Source organism: Candidatus Enterococcus huntleyi (genome assembly GCF_009933175.1).
GTDB lineage: Bacteria > Bacillota > Bacilli > Lactobacillales > Enterococcaceae > Enterococcus_K > Enterococcus_K huntleyi.
In genome coordinates, this window is record NZ_MAEJ01000030.1 from 24,514 (window position 1) to 42,995 (window position 18,482).

The 18,482-nt window shown below is 40.4% G+C and carries 14 protein-coding genes and 1 other annotated feature; of the genes, 9 read left to right on the forward strand and 5 right to left on the reverse strand.

The window, feature by feature from the left end:
• Positions 1 to 205 precede the first annotated feature (205 nt).
• Both BAU15_RS12700 and BAU15_RS12705 read left to right on the forward strand, forming a co-directional pair.
• A complete protein-coding gene (locus tag BAU15_RS12700; RefSeq protein ID WP_161843111.1) occupies positions 206 to 787 on the forward strand; it encodes a type IV toxin-antitoxin system AbiEi family antitoxin domain-containing protein in 582 nt (193 codons plus the stop codon).
• Entirely contained in the window at positions 784 to 1,626 is an 843-nt protein-coding gene (locus BAU15_RS12705) for a nucleotidyl transferase AbiEii/AbiGii toxin family protein (RefSeq protein WP_161843112.1), read from the forward strand. Before BAU15_RS12700 ends, BAU15_RS12705 begins: the two co-directional genes overlap by 4 nt.
• Before the next feature lie 164 nt (positions 1,627 to 1,790).
• Here the strand turns inward: BAU15_RS12705 and BAU15_RS12710 are convergent, their stop codons facing one another.
• Positions 1,791 to 3,191 carry a TrkH family potassium uptake protein gene (locus BAU15_RS12710; protein ID WP_161843113.1) on the reverse strand — a complete coding sequence of 467 codons (1,401 nt, stop codon included), beginning with the start codon at positions 3,189 to 3,191 and terminating at the stop codon, positions 1,791 to 1,793.
• 308 nt (positions 3,192 to 3,499) lie between these two features.
• On the opposite strand from BAU15_RS12710, the gene BAU15_RS12715 reads away from it, so the two are divergent.
• The gene (locus BAU15_RS12715) at positions 3,500 to 5,887 is read left to right on the forward strand and encodes a Xaa-Pro dipeptidyl-peptidase (protein WP_161843114.1); all 2,388 of its coding nucleotides are present in this window, start codon (positions 3,500 to 3,502) and stop codon (positions 5,885 to 5,887) included.
• Positions 5,888 to 5,943: 56 nt separating this feature from the next.
• Here BAU15_RS12715 and BAU15_RS12720 read toward each other — a convergent pair whose 3' ends face one another.
• The 4 genes from BAU15_RS12720 to BAU15_RS12735 are packed head-to-tail and all read right to left on the reverse strand — an operon-like array spanning position 5,944 to position 10,939.
• Entirely contained in the window at positions 5,944 to 6,963 is a 1,020-nt protein-coding gene (locus tag BAU15_RS12720; protein ID WP_161843115.1) for a LacI family DNA-binding transcriptional regulator, read from the reverse strand.
• 17 nt (positions 6,964 to 6,980) lie between these two features.
• Positions 6,981 to 7,988 carry an aldose epimerase family protein gene (locus BAU15_RS12725; RefSeq protein ID WP_420022131.1) on the reverse strand — a complete coding sequence of 336 codons (1,008 nt, stop codon included), beginning with the start codon at positions 7,986 to 7,988 and terminating at the stop codon, positions 6,981 to 6,983.
• Positions 7,969 to 8,643: a beta-phosphoglucomutase gene (gene pgmB, locus BAU15_RS12730; protein WP_161843405.1), complete on the reverse strand. Its 675-nt coding sequence runs from the start codon at positions 8,641 to 8,643 to the stop codon at positions 7,969 to 7,971. Before pgmB ends, BAU15_RS12725 begins: the two co-directional genes overlap by 20 nt.
• Positions 8,636 to 10,939 carry a glycoside hydrolase family 65 protein gene (locus tag BAU15_RS12735; protein ID WP_161843117.1) on the reverse strand — a complete coding sequence of 768 codons (2,304 nt, stop codon included), beginning with the start codon at positions 10,937 to 10,939 and terminating at the stop codon, positions 8,636 to 8,638. The genes pgmB and BAU15_RS12735 overlap by 8 nt, the downstream gene beginning before the upstream one ends.
• A 241-nt stretch (positions 10,940 to 11,180) precedes the next feature.
• Here BAU15_RS12735 and BAU15_RS12740 point away from each other — a divergent pair, with 241 nt between their 5' ends.
• The 6 genes from BAU15_RS12740 to BAU15_RS12765 all read left to right on the forward strand — a co-directional run bounded on the left by BAU15_RS12740 (position 11,181) and on the right by BAU15_RS12765 (position 18,345).
• A complete protein-coding gene (locus BAU15_RS12740) occupies positions 11,181 to 13,367 on the forward strand; it encodes a PTS transporter subunit IIBC (RefSeq protein ID WP_161843118.1) in 2,187 nt (728 codons plus the stop codon).
• A gap of 117 nt (positions 13,368 to 13,484) precedes the next feature.
• Entirely contained in the window at positions 13,485 to 14,315 is an 831-nt protein-coding gene (locus BAU15_RS12745; protein ID WP_161843119.1) for an endonuclease/exonuclease/phosphatase family protein, read from the forward strand.
• A 65-nt stretch (positions 14,316 to 14,380) separates the two neighbouring features.
• Positions 14,381 to 14,608, forward strand: a binding site (T-box leader).
• Positions 14,609 to 14,680: 72 nt separating this feature from the next.
• Positions 14,681 to 15,844 carry a 5-methyltetrahydropteroyltriglutamate--homocysteine S-methyltransferase gene (locus tag BAU15_RS12750; protein ID WP_161843120.1) on the forward strand — a complete coding sequence of 388 codons (1,164 nt, stop codon included), beginning with the start codon at positions 14,681 to 14,683 and terminating at the stop codon, positions 15,842 to 15,844.
• 126 nt (positions 15,845 to 15,970) lie between these two features.
• Entirely contained in the window at positions 15,971 to 16,444 is a 474-nt protein-coding gene (locus BAU15_RS12755; RefSeq protein WP_161843121.1) for an S-ribosylhomocysteine lyase, read from the forward strand.
• A gap of 68 nt (positions 16,445 to 16,512) precedes the next feature.
• On the forward strand, positions 16,513 to 17,289 hold the full coding sequence (locus BAU15_RS12760) for an SDR family NAD(P)-dependent oxidoreductase (protein WP_161843122.1): 777 nt from the start codon (positions 16,513 to 16,515) through the stop codon (positions 17,287 to 17,289).
• Positions 17,290 to 17,505: 216 nt separating this feature from the next.
• Positions 17,506 to 18,345, forward strand: a complete 840-nt coding sequence (locus BAU15_RS12765) for a MetQ/NlpA family ABC transporter substrate-binding protein (protein WP_161843123.1) — start codon at positions 17,506 to 17,508, stop codon at positions 18,343 to 18,345.
• Positions 18,346 to 18,482: the final 137 nt, after the last annotated feature.

Sequence of the window (18,482 nt, forward strand, 5' to 3'; positions counted from 1 at the left end):
GCAGAAAGAGGAGTACTGAGTAGTCAGTCCACTTTCTGCGTTTTTTTTGTATGAGGGATAATTTTAGCTCTTAAGAAGATTTTTATAGATGTGAAAACAATATGCTAACAATGTGCAATAACGTTAGCTTTTACTTTTTAACAACTATGTGCTAACATAGATAAGTAATGTTAGCATATAGTTTTATAAATGTGGAGGTGAGCGCATGCCAAAAGTGGAAAAAATAGTAGAGGAAAATCAGGGATTTATTACCTTTAATCAGATACAAGAGGCAGGTGTTCCCTACTCTGCTGTTCGTAAGATGTTAGATGTTGGAACACTTGAAAAAGATGAACGAGGAATTTATCGCCGTCCGGATGCTTACGTTGATGAGCTCTATGCTTGGCAATATCGCTATCCTAAAGGGGTCTATTCTCTTGAGTCAGCTCTCTGGTTACATGGATTATCGCTGTCAGTTCCTTTTGAACCAGTTATGAGTTTTCCCTATGGAACAAATACTAAGCGCATCAAAGAGGCTGGAATCAAACCAATTATTGTCCGTTCAAACGCAGAAGAGGGAATTGTTGAAGTGAAAGCACCTGGCGGTCAAATGGTCCGTGTATATGAGATCGAACGAACGTTGGTTGAATGTTTACGAGGTATTTACAGAATCGACGTTCAGATAATAGCTCCAGCTTATAAAGTGTATGCTGCAAATAATAAGATTAATTATTCTAAGTTGTTTAAATACGCCAAAATGTTTAAAGTTGAAAAAAAAGTTCAGTCCTACCTAGAGGTGTTGGAATGAAATATACGAATGCAACAAGTTTCAAGGCGAAAATAAGAAATATTGCAAAAAAGAAGAGGATACCTGCCCAACAAGTTCAGCAAAATTATTTGATTGAGCAAGTTCTACGTTTGATTGTCAAAAGTGAGTATAAAAAGAGTTTTGTTGTCAAAGGTGGCTACCTTATCAGCAACATAATTGGAATTGATAAGAGAACAACAATGGATTTAGACGTTATGCTTAAAGGTGCCGAGTTGTCGAAAGAGAATCTTCTTTCAATTTTCAACAATATTTTCAGACAAGAGTGTGATGAGGGATTTACATTCATGGTTGATTCGCTCGCACCAATTCGAAGTGATGATGAATACGGCGGATTTGTAATCAAAATTAATGCATCATTTGATACCTTACGAGAAGTTGTTTTTATCGATGTGACTACTGGTGATAAGATAACACCTTATGAAATTCAGTATGCAGTTCAGTCTATTTTTTTAGAGGATGAAATCGAAATTTTATCTTATAATTTGGAAACAGTACTTGCTGAGAAACTAGAATGTGTTCTGAGTCGTGGTGAAGGTTCAACACGCCCACGTGACCGCTATGATTTATTCACAGTTTGGAAAATGTATGGAAATGATGTGAGTATAGCAATTCTCAGAGAAGCATTAAAGAACACAGCTACGAAACGTGAATCCCTTCAAGAACTAAACGGTTGGTCAAATCAGGTTTCTTTAATAAGACAGTCCGACTATCAAAAACAAATGTGGATGAAGTATCAGCGCACATTCAAATATGCTAATGAAATTAGCTTTGAAGAGTCTGTTGAGATAGTCCAAACGATAATGTCAGAAATAGAATAATCGTATTTTTTTGTTATCACTACTATAGTGAAGATATTCAACTATAATTTTTATTTGTGTGGCTGAATCGAATAGGTGGAAAGTAAAAGAGGATTGGCGGCGTGCCCAATCCTCTTTTACTTATTCCACTATTTTTTAAAGGGTGATTTCTCAAAGAGTCTTTTCTACCCGATAATAATTTTTTCTGATGGGTATTCGTAGCCTAAGTCACGGGTTTCTTTTGGTACAAATAATAGTAACGTGTATAGCATGCCGATTCGTCCGATAAACATCAAAGCGGCGATGGTTAGTTTACCAATGACGGTTAAGTCGCCGGTGATGCCGAAAGAAAGTCCGGTGGTTCCAAAGGCGGAAGCGACCTCAACAATGATTGAAATGAGTGAATGGTCTTCAATCGCGGTGAGGAAAAGGACGCTGAAAAAGCACATGCCTAGAGATAGCATGAAAACAACGATGGATTTACGGACATCGTCATCATCAATTTGACGGCCAAAGATATTGATTTTTTCTTCACTTTTTAAGAAAGAGAAGAGGTACAAACCGATGATTGCGACAGTTGTGGTTCGGACTCCACCCCCAACAGAACTTGGGCTACAGCCGATAAACATCAAGAGTGAAAAAACAATCAAGGTGGTTACCTGGAAATCTTGCAAATTGTGAATTTGTAAGCCGGCATTCCGCGTAGTTATGGAATAGAACATCGAGTTCATCCATTGACTTAAAGGATTTAAGCCTGAGAATAAGTGATCTTTTTCTAGGAAATAGATCAGCAGGGTACCAACGACGAAGAGCATCACAAAAGCGAGTAGCGCAATCTTGGTGAAGAGTGAAAAACGAAACGGTAATTTATGATTTCCTTTACGATAGGCAAACCATTCCCGAATTTCCATCAAAACAGGGAAACCAATCCCGCCAATAAAGATTAAGAACATGATACTCAAAAGAAACGGATAGTCTTTGGCAAAAGGCATAATGGAATCGCCGGTGACGTCAAAGCCTGAGTTTGTAACAGCGGAGATGGCCTGATAAAATCCATTGAATAAGGCATCGCCCCAATTATCAAAATAATTATTTACATAGAAGTAGATAGAAAAAAGTGCGCCAAAGCCGACTTGAAACCAAATGATAATGCCAAACGTAATCCGAATCATTCGAACAATCCCGCTGAGACGTGGTTGATTCATATCGGTCATAATGAGCTGTCGCTGTTTTAATGAAATTCGACGCTTTGAAATAATGAAAAAGAAGGTTGAAATCATCATGACACCGAGCCCACCAATTTGAAATAATAGTTCTAAGAGAATGACCCCTCGTTCGTTAAAGACACTGCTGATATTAAAGGTGGTCAAGCCGGTCACACTGATGGTGCTGACGGACATAAATAACATGTCAATAAAGGGTACGGACACATCTGGCTTTCTAAAAAAGGGCAAATAAAAAAGTCCCATCGAAATAATCGTCATGAGCACGTAATAAGAAACAATGATTTGAATTGAAGAGAAATGGCTCGAAACAAAGCGATTTCCACGTTTCTTAAATAGACGTACAATACGGCCAAACTTCATAACTAGGCCTCCTAAAAAAGTATTTATGATTAAGTATAACAGAAAACCTATGGGCTGGTTCAACGGAACTGAATTTTTAGCATTATTATGAAGAAAAGCCGGCTAAAAGGGCAATTATAGGGATTTATCAGTTGGTAAAGATCAAAGGGATGTCTCCGATGATTTGGGGGAGTAGTGAGCTATTATCAAAAAATTATTAGCCGAAAGATAGTCCGAAAAATAGCGCTAAATAATCGTCAAATTTCTTTGAATATAACGCGTCTATCGTTCATAATAGAGAAGGATAAAGAAAAGAGGAGTTTTGTACAATGAAAATAAATCAATTTAGTCTGAAACCAACAGATTATCAAACGATGCTTCAAGAATTAACCTTGATTGGCTATTATGAAGAGCAAGAAACAGTGACAGATCAATGGTTTTCATTTCTATCAAAAAGTTTTCCAGAGGTTCAAGAGAGTTCTGGAGTTATAGAAAAATATAAGCAGTTGTTGGCAACAGATCAGATGAGTTTGGTTGAGTATAAAGAGAGTAAGCAAGAGCTGACAAAGGAAGTTTTCTATACAGTGGCTTTACAGTTGCTACAATTTCAAGTAGGGATTGATTTTCAACCTGCGACGGTTTTGATGGATGCTGAAAAGATTGGCGTATTTATCTATGATGGAGCAATTGAGACGAAAGAAGATTTGGTGAAAGCTTGGTATTATTTAGCTAATACGCATACGAAAAATGGCTTGAGCTACCTTGATTTATTGGCGAGTCGCGGTTTTTATGCCAAGAGAGAAGTGCCTAAACCATTATTTTTCAATGGTAAAGCACAGGCTGTCTTTGCGACGGATGCTTTGATTAGAGAAGTCGTTTATGTTGAGGCACCCTTAGATACGGACGAGGATGGGCAACGGGATCTATTGAAGGTGGAGATTCTTAGACCGGCGGAAACGAAAGAGGGTTTGCGTGTACCTAGTTTATTTACGGCAAGTCCATATAATCAAGGGACGAATCCTGAAGCCGGTGTTAGGGTGACGCATGACGTCAATGTCCCGTTGACAAGAAAAGAACCTAATAACTTGCAGTATGAGGATATTCAATATCAACAAACAGCGCAAGAATTGCCAGCTGAGCGGACAGTTAAGGGGCAGGCAACAGTTGCGACGGAAACATTTATGCGTGAAAAATCTTATGCGTTGAACGATTACTTTTTAGCGAGAGGCTTTGCAGCTGTTTATTCAGCTGGGATTGGCACGCGGGATTCTGATGGGATTCAGACATGTGGCTCGGTGGAACAAACGATTGCAACAACAGCGATTATCGAATGGTTGGCGGGAAACCGTCGCGCATTCACGAATCGAACAGATAATATTGAGATTTCTGCTTGGTGGAGTAATCAAAAGGTCGCGATGACTGGGAAATCGTATCTAGGTACGCTAGCGACAGCGGCTGCTACGACAGGCGTGGAAGGCTTAGAAACAATTATTTCAGAAGCGGCAATTTCTGATTGGTATCAATATTATCGTGATAACGGACTAGTTATTGCTCCGGGGGGTTATCCTGGGGAGGATGCCGATGTGTTAGCTGAAGAAACGTTCAGTCGCATGCATGATGCTGGCGATTATTTGAAAATGAAAGACTTCTTTAATCAGAAGCAGAAGGAAATGGCGGTCTTGCAAGATCGCGTGACTGGCGATTACAATACCTTCTGGGATGAGCGAAATTATTTGCCGAATGTCAAAAATATCAAAGCAGATATTGTCATGGTGCATGGTTTGAATGATTGGAATGTGAAACCAAGACATGTTGCTGATTTGTGGGATGCGTTAGCCGATGTGCCAGTCAATAAGAAATTGATTTTGCATCAAGGGCAACACATTTATATTCATAATATGCCATCAATTGATTTTAATGACATGATGAACAGCTGGTTGAGTTATAAATTGTATGGTATTGAGAATCAGGCGGATCAATTATTGCCAAATGTGTTGGTTCAAAAAAATAATGTGGCACAGACCTGGGAGCCGCTTGACGATTGGGGTTCTGATCAGCTAGAAACATTGTATCTCGGTGAGGATCAGCTAATGACAGAAAAGCAGACAGGTACGGTTCGTTATTCTGACCAGTTAGCAGTTGATCAATTTGATGCGTACACAAAAAATGTTGCTCAGTGGGAGACAGATGTTAAAGAAGAAAGCAGTCCGCTAACAGGGCATCGTTATTTAGCAAAAACTGTCCCATTAGAAGAGGAAGTGACTCTGGATGGTCGACCAGTTGTGAAATTGAAAATTTCTTCTAGCGTTGATTTTGGGATGGTTAGTGCTCAGTTAGTGGATTATGGTGAGGCCAAACGTCTAAAAGAAGTTCCGTCAATTTTAGAATTAAAAGGACTACCTCTAGGCTATCAGTGGCGAGAAGACGATTTGAAAGAATTTCAACTAGGCGCCGTGACGCCTTACAAGATGATCACCAAAGGCCACATCAATCTGCAAAATCGTACGTCTGCTTGGAAAACCGATGAGTTACGCGCGGATGAATTTGTCGAAGTGGAATTTGCTCTGCAACCAACGCTTTATGACTTACCGAAAGGTCATAAAATTGGCTTGATCTTATATGGAACAGATTTTGGTATGACTGTTAGAGGTAACCAAGAAATTTCTTATGCGATTGATTTGGCAGGATCACAATTACAATTGCCAGTGCAAAAATAAAAATACCGTCGCTCATTACATACTGAATGTAGTGAGCGGCGGTATTTTTTTGCAGATTATTCTTCAATAACCAATGGTACGACAGTTTCTCGTTTGACTAACTTATGTGGTACGACTAAACGTACACCGGTTGTTAAGACTTCGTGGATTTGATCCATCAGCTTTCTCATAGCCATTGTTCCTAATTCGGAAACGTCGACATCGATACTGGTTAAGTAAGGATGCATCAAGGTGGAGAAGATGGAGTTGTTAAAGCTAATCACCGAGAAATCTTCGGGAACAGAGTAGCCATACATTTCTGCTAATTGGATAATTCGTAGAGCAAATATATCGTCGATGACTACGGCTGCAGTGGCTTTGGTTTCTTTTAAAATTTGTTCAAAGCTGACATAATCTTCGGGATGCTCCAGGGCTACACTCGGTAAAGCTGTTAAGCCTGCTAACATCATGGCTTTTTGATAACCGAAATACCGTTCGAAATAGACACTTTCATGGGTGGTATTGGTAACAAATAGAATATTTTCGTGTTGATTTTTAAGTAGAAAATCAGTCGCGTGTTTACCCAATAATTGGTTGTCATTATCAACGAAGACAATTTCTTCTTCATTTTTATGAGGCTGCCCAACTAATGTGAAGGGGATTTGATTATCATAGAGATAGTCAATCACTACGTCGTCGCGGTCAGCGTAGACTAGAATAAAGCCGTCAACTTGTCTTTGACGATGCATGCGTTTGACGTTTTCTAATAGATGGGGAAAGCTTTTCGCCGTAGCGATGGCTGTCGTCATCTCATGTTTTTGAGCTTCTTCATTGATGGCTTCTATAATTTCTAAGTAAAAAGGATTACCGATACGTTCTTTCGAGTCTAAAGGGGGCAAAATAACACCAATGGCACTGGATGTGCGCTTCCCTAAATTTCGCGCAGCAATGTTGGGGACATAGCCTAACTCGTCCATGACCTTTCGAACTTTCTTTTTTGTTGCGTCTGAGATGCTGGAGTGATCGTTGATTACTCGAGAAACGGTTGAGGTAGCGACACCTGCACGTTTAGCGACATCTTTTACCGTAATGGTCATTATTTGCGACTCCTTTCTTACTGACATGAGAATGTATAAATTGTTTGTTGTTGTTTTCTTTCTAACGGCTCAATTTCGATAGAGCCCCAGGTTGGTTGATGAATCAGGTCAGGAATTTGTTGCGGTTCTATAGCCAATCCGTAGTTTGAATGCATGGGTTGACCGTTAATCATAAAGTCCGCTTCAAAACCAGTCGTAGAAAATAATACCACACTTTGATTTGTGGTGGCTACTGTCATCGTTCTGCCGGTTGTTGGTTCATGGAGAAATAACGCCATTGGCTGACTTTTATCTAAGACAAAGCAGTCGTCCAGGCCTTCTGGATAGGTGGCAAGAATTGTTTCCATAGATTGGTTTGTCGAAAAATCTACTGGCAAGTTTTCCATCGACAGGAGTTGCCCAGTAGGGATTTTTTCTTGATCTAATACAACTAAATTACGAGCTTTGACACAAAGTTCATGACTAGTGATGTCGCGCGTACCATTACCCGATAAGTTGAAGTAACTATGACTAGTGGGATTAACAATGGTTGTTTGTTCACTGTGCCAGTCGCTAGTCATAATCAATGAATTCTTATTTAATTGATAGGTGACACTGGCTTTTATCGGACCTGGATAGCCTGAGACTTCGTCAGTCAAATGAAAACGAACGCCAATTGTTTCTTGTTCTTTAATCGTCTCCACTGACCAAAATTGATAAGCCCATCCATTAGACCCACCATGAATATGGTGGGTACCGCAGTTTTTCTCTAATGGATAGCCGTTCCAGTCGGCTTGTTTAATCCGTCCAGCAACTGGACCAACAGTGGCGCCAAAATAACTTTTATCGGCTAGCAAATCTTCTTCTCTATCATACGACAATAAAATGTTTTCTAAAAGCCCTTCTTTGTCAGGTGCAAAAATTTGATGCATACGCGCGCCGTAGTTATAGAAGGAAGCTGTTAAATAGTCGTTTTTCAATGTGACTTTAATTAATTGTGGGTGGCTTGTGGTTAGTGGTTCGACTTTAATTTCCATGTGTTGAATCAGTCCATTGCCCCGTTAAATAATCCACACTCAATTTGCTTGTATCAGATACTAAGGCAATATCAGTGCCTAAATCTTCGGCACGACCAACGCCAATTGGTAGAGCGCCACTAGCTTTAATCGCTTCAATACCCGCTTTTGCATCTTCCACACCAATACATTCTTCGGCTGTTAAGCCAACTTTGGTAGCTGCCAGAACGAAAATATCTGGCGCTGGTTTACCTGCTTTAACGCTAGCCGGATCAGCAATCGCATCAAAGTAATCTTCAATTTCCATTTTGTTTAATAAGAAGGGGCCATTTTTACTTGCAGAAGCTAAAGAAATTTTCTTGCCAGCGGATTTTAAATCTTTCAATAAATCTAAAATCCCTGGGTAGACATCGGCAGGTGTGATGGCTTGAATCATTTCGACATAATAATTATTTTTTCGTTGGGCCATTTCTGCAAATTCTTCAGCAGAGAACTGATTTTCTTTGTTTCCATAAGCCAACATACGGCTCAAAGAATCTTCGCGACTCACGCCTTTCAATTGTTCATTAAACGCACGGTCAATCGTAATACCAATTTCTTCGCCTAATTTTTTCCAGGCACGGTAATGATATTCAGCCGTATCGGTAATCACGCCGTCTAGATCAAAGAGTACACCTTTAAACATTTGCATCGACCTGCTTTCTTAAGGGTAAAGTAGTTTTATCTGTTAATGAGATTAATTGGTCATATAAGGTAACATCTAACGCTTCTCCAGAGACTAATTCTAAAGAAACAGCTGCTGTATCAACTGAAATGAGTAGTAAACGTCCACGGTAATTAATATGGAAAGCATAACCGCTCCAAGTTGTTGGTAAAAATGGCGCAAAGCTTAGAGCTTCATGGTCAGTTTTCATTTGAGCGAAGCCTTGAACAATGGCAAGCCAGCTACCCGTCATCGAAGTGATGTGTAAGCCATCTTCAGTATCATTGTTGTAGTTATCTAAATCTAGTCGAGCGGTACGTTGATACATTTCCATGGCTTTGTCTTCTAAACCTAGTTCAGCAGCTAAAATCGCGTGAATACTAGGGGATAGAGAAGATTCGTGAACCGTCATCGGCTCATAAAATTCAAAGTTTTTACGTTTTTCTTCTAACGTATATTGATTGCCGAAGAAATAAATTCCTTGTAAAACATCGGCTTGTTTAATGAAGCAAGAACGTAAGATTTTATCCCAAGACCAGTGTTGGTTTAATGGTAAATCAGCCGGACTTAGCTCACTTACTGGGAATAAATCTTTATCTAAGAAGGTATCGTGCTGAACAAAAACACCCAATTCTTCGTCTTTCGGGTAGTACATATTTTCAACAATCTCTTGCCATTTAGCCAATTCATCTGCAGGAATCGTTACAGAAGCTTCATCTTTATATTGCAGATAGGCTTCACGCGTGTAGCGTAGAACCCAAGCGGCGATGGTATTAGTGTACCAGTTATTATTGATGTTGTTTTCATATTCATTAGGTCCAGTTACGCCATGAATCATGTATTTTTGTGCACGTTTTGAATAATGCACACGGTCAGCCCAGAAGCGTGCGATTTCAGTTAAGACTTCTAAACCTTTGCCTTTTAGATAAGTTGTGTCGCCTGTGTAATTAGTATAGTTGTAAACGGCATAAGCAATTGCCCCATTTCGATGAATTTCTTCAAAGGTAATTTCCCATTCGTTGTGGCATTCCACCCCAGTGAAAGTCACCATTGGATACAACGCACCTTTTAGACCTTGTTGGCGAGCATTGTGTTGGGCTTGTGGTAATTGATTGTGTCGATAAGTCAGTAAGTTTTTAGTTACCGATGGGTCTGCTAAAGCCAAGTATAATGGCACGGCATAAGCTTCGGTATCCCAATAAGTTGCCCCACCATATTTTTCACCAGTAAAGCCTTTTGGTCCAATGTTTAAGCGCTCGTCTTCGCCGTAGTAGGTTGCGAATAGTTGGAATAAGTTAAAACGAATCCCTTGTTGTGCTTCAGGATCGCCTTCGATTATTACATCCGCCAATTCCCAACGAGCTGCCCAAGCATCAATTTGTGCTGCTGAATGTGCAACGTAATCTAACGCTAGATTTGCAAAGCGCGTTGTTAATTCGCCAACTTGTTGCGCTTCGGGCACATCACGACTGGTTAAGACTAAGACTTGTTTATCTAAGGTAAAGGAGTCGTTTTCAGCTAGTGTATAAATGAAAGTTTCTTCAATTTTTAATGAATCAGCTGTCTCATCTGAAATAGTGTGGGTATGTGCTTGCTCACTTGCATGTTTCATTGCTGCTGTTACGCTAAATTGCTCAATCTCAAAATTATTAGGAATCGTTTTTGTTGTGAGATAAGAGAAGTCATCTGTATTTCCTACTCCTTTTGGCTCCCAGAAATGTTCGTCATAGTTGCTATCTTCATTTTGCACATCACCATCTAATTTGGAAACGACTTTAATTTCTGCCGTTCCTTCTAAGACGCTAGCTGTCAAACGAATCATCGCCATCTCTTTGTCAACAATACTTAAGAAACGTTCAAATGAGAAACGTACAGTCGTCTGATCGATCGTAACTGTGAACTGGCGAGAAAGGATGCCTGTCTTCATATCTAATTCTAAATAAAAATCTTTTGCTTCTATAGTGTACAAATCAATCGCTGTCCCATTTACGAAAATATCCATTGCAATATAATCGACACTATTGATGACTTTACCGAAATAATCAGGATAGCCATTTTTCCACCAACCGACACGCGTTTTATCTGGATACCAAACGCCAGCTAGATAGCTACCTTGATGGTGATCGCCTGTGTACGCTTCTTCAAAATTTCCGCGCATGCCCATGTAACCATTACCTAGACTGGTTAAGGATTCCTGTAAGCGACGATTTTCTTTATCTAATGTATGTGTTGCAACCTTCCACGGATCTACGTCAAATAATCGTTGTACTTGTTTCATTTGTTTGCCTCCTATTTGTTTTATGCCCTAATAATAAACGCAATCGGTTGCGCAAGTCAATAGAAAAGTTGCATAATTGCTTTTTTCTCGAAGAATCGAAGTGTGCCAGCGTTTCTAGTATGTAATTATTGAGAATTTATTACTCGCGCTAAAAATAATTTTGTATTTCTGTTTACAAAAAAATATTTAGTGGCTATAATAGCATCATAAACGAAACCGATTGCGTGAAGGAGAAGTGAGAATGAAAAAATTATTTAGTTTTGAGTTTTGGCAAAAATTTGGGAAAGCCCTCATGGTGGTGGTAGCCGTCATGCCGGCTGCTGGATTAATGATTAGTATTGGGAAATCAATTCCCTTGATTAATCCAGATTGGGCACCGCTTGTGACAACAGGAAGTGTGATTGAAGCGTTAGGTTGGGCAGTTATTAATAATCTTCATTTACTATTTGCCCTAGCGATTGGTGGTAGCTGGGCCAAAGAACGAGCAGGCGGGGCATTTGCTGCCGGGATTTCGTTTGTCTTGATTAACCAAGTGACCGGCGCCATTTTTGGTGTGACCAATGAGATGCTCGCCGATGAGCAAGCTTTCACACACACATTATTTGGTACAAAAATTATGGTCAAAGGATTTTTCACCAGCGTTTTAGAAGCACCGGCTTTAAATATGGGTGTCTTTGTTGGGATTATCGCCGGATTTGTTGGGGCAATGGCCTTCAATAAATTCTATAATTTCAGAAAATTACCAGATGCGTTATCATTCTTTAACGGCAAGCGTTTCGTCCCATTTGTCGTGATTGCCTGGTCAACTTTAGTTGCTTTGGCCTTAGCAATAGTCTGGCCTTATATCCAAGCAGGAATTAACAACTTTGGTTTGTGGATTGCTCAATCGCAAGACACAGCTCCTGTCTTAGCACCATTCTTATATGGAACATTGGAACGTCTATTGTTACCATTTGGCTTGCATCATATGTTGACGATTCCAATCAACTATACGCAATTAGGCGGGACCTATGAAATTCTTTCTGGCGCACAAGCTGGAACACAAGTTTTTGGGCAAGATCCATTATGGTTAGCGTGGGCCACAGACTTAGTTAACTTAAAAGGTGCCGGTGATATGACGCAATATAATTACGTCTTAGAAAACTGGACGCCGGCTCGTTTCAAAGTCGGACAAATGATTGGTTCATCAGGGATTTTGATGGGGCTATCTTTGGCAATGTTCCGTAATGTCGATGCCGACAAACGCGATAAATATAAATCAATGTACTTTTCAGCAGCGCTTGCTGTGTTCCTAACAGGGGTCACTGAGCCGCTAGAATTTATGTTCATGTTTGCTGCGGTGCCGCTATATATTGTCTATGCAGTCATTCAAGGGGCAGCCTTCGCGATGGCGGATATTTTATCACTCCGTGTGCATTCATTCGGGAACATCGAATTATTGACAAGAACGCCGTTAGCAATCAAAGCGGGTCTAGGAGGCGATTTGATTAACTTCGTCTTGATGGTCGTCTTGTTTGCCGTCGTGACGTACTTCTTATCAAACTTCTTAATCAAGAAATTTAATTTTGCCACACCTGGTCGAAATGGAAATTATGATGGCGAAGCCGCTGAAGGTTCTGGAAATGGCGATGCAGCAGGTAATGCCGCTAAGGCCGATCAACAAGTGATTGACGTCATTAATCTATTAGGTGGTCGCGAAAATATTAAAGATGTCGACGCATGCATGACTCGTTTGCGCGTCAGCGTCAAGGAACATGAAAAAGTTGGCAGTGAAGAAGCTTGGAAAAAAGCTGGAGCGATGGGCTTAATCGTCAAAGATAATGGTGTCCAAGCAGTTTATGGACCAAAAGCCGATGTCTTGAAATCTGATATTCAAGATTTACTAGAATCAGGCGCGGAGATTCCTAAAACGGTTGTGAGTGAAGTCAGTGAATCATCTTCGGCAACACCGGTAGTATCTGGATTTGTCGGCAAGAAAGAAATGCTGCACTCATTAGTTGAAGGAACAGTTATTCCAATCGAAGAAGTAACAGATGAAGTCTTCTCACAAAAAATGATGGGTGACGGGTTTGCCGTTATTCCTACAGATAGTAAAATTTACGCGCCAGTAGCCGGCAAAATTGTCAGCATTTTCCCAACGAAACATGCATTAGGCATTCAGACTGCCGATGGCGTAGACGTACTGATTCATATGGGACTTGATACGGTGGAAATGAAGGATCCAGCGTTTGAAATCTTAGTTACAGAAGGCCAAACGGTCAAAGCTGGTGAGCAATTAGCTAATGCAAATCTTGCAAAAATTGAAGCAGCAGGCAAAGCAACAACTATGATTGTTGTCTTTACCAATGGAGAGAAAATCGCAAATTATCAGCTAGAAGAAACTGGCGACAAACCTGCTAAATCAGAGATTGGTTATTTGGAAGTTTAAGCAATCTAGTCAAACAAATTAAAGTTTGATAGACTAGCTGTAGTGAGATAAATCAGACAAAAAACGAGAAGGCTGTGACAACTGTCGCAGCCTTTTTGTTCAAGATAGGAGAAATAAATGAAGATTCTGACATTGAATACCCATAGTTGGATTGAAGAGAATCCGTTAGAGAAATTAGAAGAATTGGCCCAAAGTATTTTGGCGATGGATGCGGATGTGATTGGCTTACAAGAAGTTAATCAACTGATTAAGGCTGAAACGATTGAGTTGAATGAGTATTTTCATGCAGCAGAGAATCAAGCGGCCATTAAGAAAGATAATTTTGCCTATCTGCTGGTTGAAAGATTAAAAGAACTCGGTATCATCTATCATTGGTGCTGGATGTCTAGCCATATTGGCTATGATATCTATGAAGAGGGCGCGGCAATTTTATCTAAAACGCCACTTGTTGCTGAGTCGCTAATTGTCTCTGAGTCGATTGAATTTACTGATTATCATACCCGAAGAGTGGTAGGTGCGGTAACGACAGTCGATGAGGAAGAAATCTATGTACTGAGTAGTCATTTCTCGTGGTGGATTGATGAAACTAATGGCTTTTCTAGAGAATGGCGCACAACTGAAGCGCATCTTGCGACAAAACAGCTCCCACTTTTTGTCGTCGGTGACTTGAATAATCCGGCGCATATTAACGACGAAGGTTACCGTTTAGTGGAAAATACTGATCTCGCTCTCAGCGATTCATTTGTGGCTGCTGAACATAAATTAGGTGAAGCAACGATTGAAAAAGTTATTGATGGTTGGGAAGGCAATACTGAAAATTTACGGATTGATTATATTTTCGTTCCCCAAAAATTTCATGTAGAGCACTATGAAGTCGTTTTTAACGGGCAACGAACATCGATTGTCAGTGACCATTTTGGCGTGCTTGTATCGGGAAAACTGAAATAATTAAAAAAAGGTGTTGACAAATGAAAATTAGAGAAGTAAACTAACTTCAATATCTAATTGAATTTTAATTTACGTTGAAGAGAAGAGTAGCAAATGCGTTGAGGCAAGAGAACCCGGATGGTGAGAAAGGGGACTTAGCAAGTTTGTGAAGATGAGCTCTGAGTTTTTATATGGTTCACGCCATATAAACGGGTGCAACCGTTATATTGCCCGGTTTCAACAGGAACCAGTGAGGTGCTTTTCGTGAGGAAAGTATAAATGAGGGTGGTAACGCGAAAGCATTCGTCCCTTTGTTTGTCGAAGAATCGGCAGGCAAAGGGACGGATGCTTTTTTTAATATATTACAAAAAATGGAGGAATTACTGATGACAAACACACAAACGCAAACACTAACAAAGAGAACGACTCCCCCTTTTCGCTACGATGTAGTGGGGAGCTACTTGAGACCGCAAGCCCTAAGAGAGGCCCGGGAAGCCTTTGATGCAGGTAAGCTTGACCAAGCAGAATTGAAAAAGGTTGAAGACAAAGAAATTATTGAGTTAATTAAAAAACAAGAAGCCGCTGGACTGAAAGCTGTCACAGATGGAGAATTTCGTCGTAGCTGGTGGCATTTAGATTTCTTCTGGGGCTTAAACGGGATTGATTTCCATATACCAAAACATGGTTACTTTTTCCATGGTGAAGAAACACGACCAGGAACAGTTATTGTGACTGGCAAAATTTCTGGTGACAATCATCCCTTCGTAGAGGATTACAAATTCACTAGAGCACACACGTCAGAAGGCGTGGAAGTCAAACAAACATTACCCGCGCCGGCGCAATTATTGGTTGAGTTATTGAGTCCAGATAATCGCCCAACAGTTGATAAGTTTTACGATAGTGTAGAAGCGTTGGTTGCCGATATTACTGCGGCATATAAAAAAGTGGTGGCTGATTTATACGAAGCTGGTGCTCGCGTGCTTCAATTTGATGATTGTACCTGGGGCGTATTGGTTGCACCATTACCTGAAGGCTTTATCGCTGACACAGAAGGTGCAAAGGATGAAAAAGCCGTCCGTAATGAATTAAAACAATTATATCTTGCCACAAACAATGCTGTATTTGAAGGCTTGCCAGAGGACTTAGTTGTCAACACGCATGTCTGCCGCGGCAATTATCATTCAACGTGGGCTGCAGCGGGTGGCTATGAAGATGTCGCCGACGCATTGTTTGGTGAAGAAAAAGTCAATGCGTATTACCTTGAATACGATAGTGATCGCTCAGGTGGTTTTGAGCCGTTGAAGCAAGTTAAAGATAAGCTGGTTGTTTTAGGGCTGATTACTTCTAAAAGTGGTGCACTAGAAAATCGTCAAGATGTGATTGATCGGATTCATGAAGCCGCGAACTACGTGCCACTTAATGATTTATGTCTGAGTACACAGTGTGGCTTTGCTTCTACTGAAGAGGGCAATATCTTAACCGAAGACGAGCAATGGGAAAAGATTGCTTTCGTCAAATCAATCGCTGAAGAAGTTTGGGGCGTTGAATAGAAACAACCAGAATTAATTTAAATAAATGAGTAAATGAATGTATGAGTGAATAAATAAGCCTATATGGGCCATGCAAAAATTCATAAATGCGTATAAAAATAATTTAACTGTAGAGGAGAATAAAAGATGGCAGAAGTTGAAAGTTTTACACTAGATCACACGAAGGTAAAAGCCCCTTATGTAAGAGAAATCACCAGTGAACAAGGACCTAAAGGCGATGTCTTAACAAACTTTGATTTGCGCTTTGTACAACCAAATGAAAATGCGATTCCAACAGCGGGGTTACATACACTTGAACACTTATTAGCAGATTTATTGAGAGATCGCATCGAAGGGATCATTGACTGTTCACCATTTGGTTGCCGCACCGGCTTCCATTTGATTGTCTGGGGCAGTCCTTCAGCAACAGAAGTCGCAACGGCTTTAAAAGAAGCCTTAGAAAAAATTGCAACGACCATCGAGTGGGAAGATGTCCAAGGTACAGATATCATCAGCTGTGGCAATTACAAGGACCACTCACTATTTGCCGCTAAGGAATGGTCTAAACTGGTTTTAGAAGCAGGTATTAGTGATGATGCTTTTGTGCGTCAGGTTGTCTAAAAAGAGAGTGAATTTCTGAAATAAAGCGAATGAAACAATTGCGTAATTAACTTGAAAGGAGGAAATGAATGAGTTTATTTGAAGAATTAAATAAAAAAATTGTCTTCGTAGTCGGCGGTGCCAGTGGGATTGGTGCGGCGATTGTGGAAACTTTTCGAAACGAAGGGGCAGTCGTTGTCAATGCGGACTATCTATATGAAAATCGTCAGTTAGTAGCAAGTCAGGAAAACTACTGGCAAGTGCACCTTGATGTGGCAAATGAGGCGACGGTTGAACAGGTGGTTAGCCAATTAGTTGAACACTCGCTGGTTCCAGATATTTTTGTCGAAGTCGCGGGGATTTCGACGATGGATTTTCTGACGGAGAGTCAAACCAATGATTTCGACCGAGTCTTTGCGGTTAATACGCGTGGCGTCTACCTGACGTCGAAGCTGATTGTCAGAGAGATGCAAAAGCAACACAAAAAAGGCCGCGTGATTATCATTGCTTCACAGGCAGGGAAAAATCCTTACCGTGGCATGTCAGCCTATGTTGCTTCAAAACATGCCGTAATTGGTTTAACTAAAACGCTGGCGTTAGAAGTAGCCAAGGATCAGATTCTTGTGAACGCTGTTTGTCCAGGAATAATTGAAACAAAAATGAAGCACACTGAACGTGAGATTGGTGGGCAATTAAGAAATATGACCGCCGAAGAGGTTTTGGCAGAGGACATCAGTCAAGTCCCAATTGGCCGGACAGGACAACCCCAAGATGTTGCCAATGTTGTTCTTTTTCTTGCCAGCCCATTAGCTAGTTATATGACCGGGCAAGCAATCAATGTAACCGGAGGCATGACGATGCACTAAAGGGAAATGATTGCTGCAGGAGAGAATAAAACGATCAATCGAATAATTGCTTAACTGGTTAAAAAAATGATGAATAGTTGTTATTTATATAACGAATAGAAATAGATAGAGCGGGTATGATAAATAACTGTGATTGATAAACAGTCGCTAAGAAATAATTTGTGAGTACGCGCAAAAACTGAAATGTAGTTAATAAGTAGAAAAGGTGGGATTGGGATGAAAAAATTAATTGGCTTAGTTTTACTCTCAGTGAGTTTGGTGGTGTTCGCGGCTTGTGGCTCATCGGAAGCTGCTGAAAAGGGAAAAATTGTTGTTGGTTCACAAGGCTCAGATGCTGATGTCTGGAAATTTATTGCCAAATCAGATGCAGCAAAAGAGGCGGGATTAACGATTGAGGTCCAGGAGATTGATGGGGGACCGCAGTTAAATAATGCAACATCTGAAGGCGAAGTTGATGTCAATGCGTTTCAATCATTGGGATATTTGAAAAGTTATAACAATGATGGCGGCGGTGAATTGGCACCCATAGGCACAACTTACATGGAACCGCTCGGGGTTTATTCCTCTAAGGTAGACAAAATTGAGGATGTCAAAGAAAATTCAGTCGTGGCATTAGCAGACAATCCAGCGAATACAGCGCGCGGGTTAAAATTGTTAGAAGCAGCCGGATTGATTAAGCTGAAAGACGATTTTGATAGCGGAACAGGAACCCCATCTGATGTCGTGGAAAACCCTAAAAACTTAGAATTTACTTTAATTGATGATACAACCGGCCCCCGCGTCTTACCTGATGTCGACTTGGTATTGATTAGTAATACAGTCGCTTTAGAAGGCGGCTTGAATGTACTGAAGGATGCCATTTACTATGAAAAAGTTAATGAAGACACCGAAGACAGCATCAACGTATTGGCGACTAAAAAAAGTCGTGCTGACGATGCAGAGTTACTCAAATTAGTTGACCTGTACCATAGTAAAGAAGTCCAAGACTACGTTGAAAAAACGTTTGAAGGAACCAAAGTTGAAGTGAAACAAGATATCGCATCAATCTTCAAATAATCGACTTGCTGTAGAGTTGGATAAATAAGTTTGATCAATTGAGGATTCGATAGATTCAAAAACTAAGAAGGGACATTCATTTTGGTGAGTGTTCCTTCTTACGTTTTTTCGTCAAAGAATTATAAATATTGTGCCTG

Excerpts from the sequence above, each read along its gene's own strand:
- BAU15_RS12700 (WP_161843111.1), top strand. The coding sequence starts at position 206 with ATGCCAAAAGTGGAAAAAATAGTAGAGGAAAATCAGGGATTTATTACC.
- BAU15_RS12705 (WP_161843112.1), top strand. The coding sequence starts at position 784 with ATGAAATATACGAATGCAACAAGTTTCAAGGCGAAAATAAGAAATATT.
- BAU15_RS12710 (WP_161843113.1), bottom strand. The coding sequence starts at position 3,191 with ATGAAGTTTGGCCGTATTGTACGTCTATTTAAGAAACGTGGAAATCGC.
- BAU15_RS12715 (WP_161843114.1), top strand. The coding sequence starts at position 3,500 with ATGAAAATAAATCAATTTAGTCTGAAACCAACAGATTATCAAACGATG.
- BAU15_RS12720 (WP_161843115.1), bottom strand. The coding sequence starts at position 6,963 with ATGACCATTACGGTAAAAGATGTCGCTAAACGTGCAGGTGTCGCTACC.
- pgmB (WP_161843405.1), bottom strand. The coding sequence starts at position 8,643 with ATGTTTAAAGGTGTACTCTTTGATCTAGACGGCGTGATTACCGATACG.
- BAU15_RS12735 (WP_161843117.1), bottom strand. The coding sequence starts at position 10,939 with ATGAAACAAGTACAACGATTATTTGACGTAGATCCGTGGAAGGTTGCA.
- BAU15_RS12740 (WP_161843118.1), top strand. The coding sequence starts at position 11,181 with ATGAAAAAATTATTTAGTTTTGAGTTTTGGCAAAAATTTGGGAAAGCC.
- BAU15_RS12745 (WP_161843119.1), top strand. The coding sequence starts at position 13,485 with ATGAAGATTCTGACATTGAATACCCATAGTTGGATTGAAGAGAATCCG.
- BAU15_RS12750 (WP_161843120.1), top strand. The coding sequence starts at position 14,681 with ATGACAAACACACAAACGCAAACACTAACAAAGAGAACGACTCCCCCT.
- BAU15_RS12755 (WP_161843121.1), top strand. The coding sequence starts at position 15,971 with ATGGCAGAAGTTGAAAGTTTTACACTAGATCACACGAAGGTAAAAGCC.
- BAU15_RS12760 (WP_161843122.1), top strand. The coding sequence starts at position 16,513 with ATGAGTTTATTTGAAGAATTAAATAAAAAAATTGTCTTCGTAGTCGGC.
- BAU15_RS12765 (WP_161843123.1), top strand. The coding sequence starts at position 17,506 with ATGAAAAAATTAATTGGCTTAGTTTTACTCTCAGTGAGTTTGGTGGTG.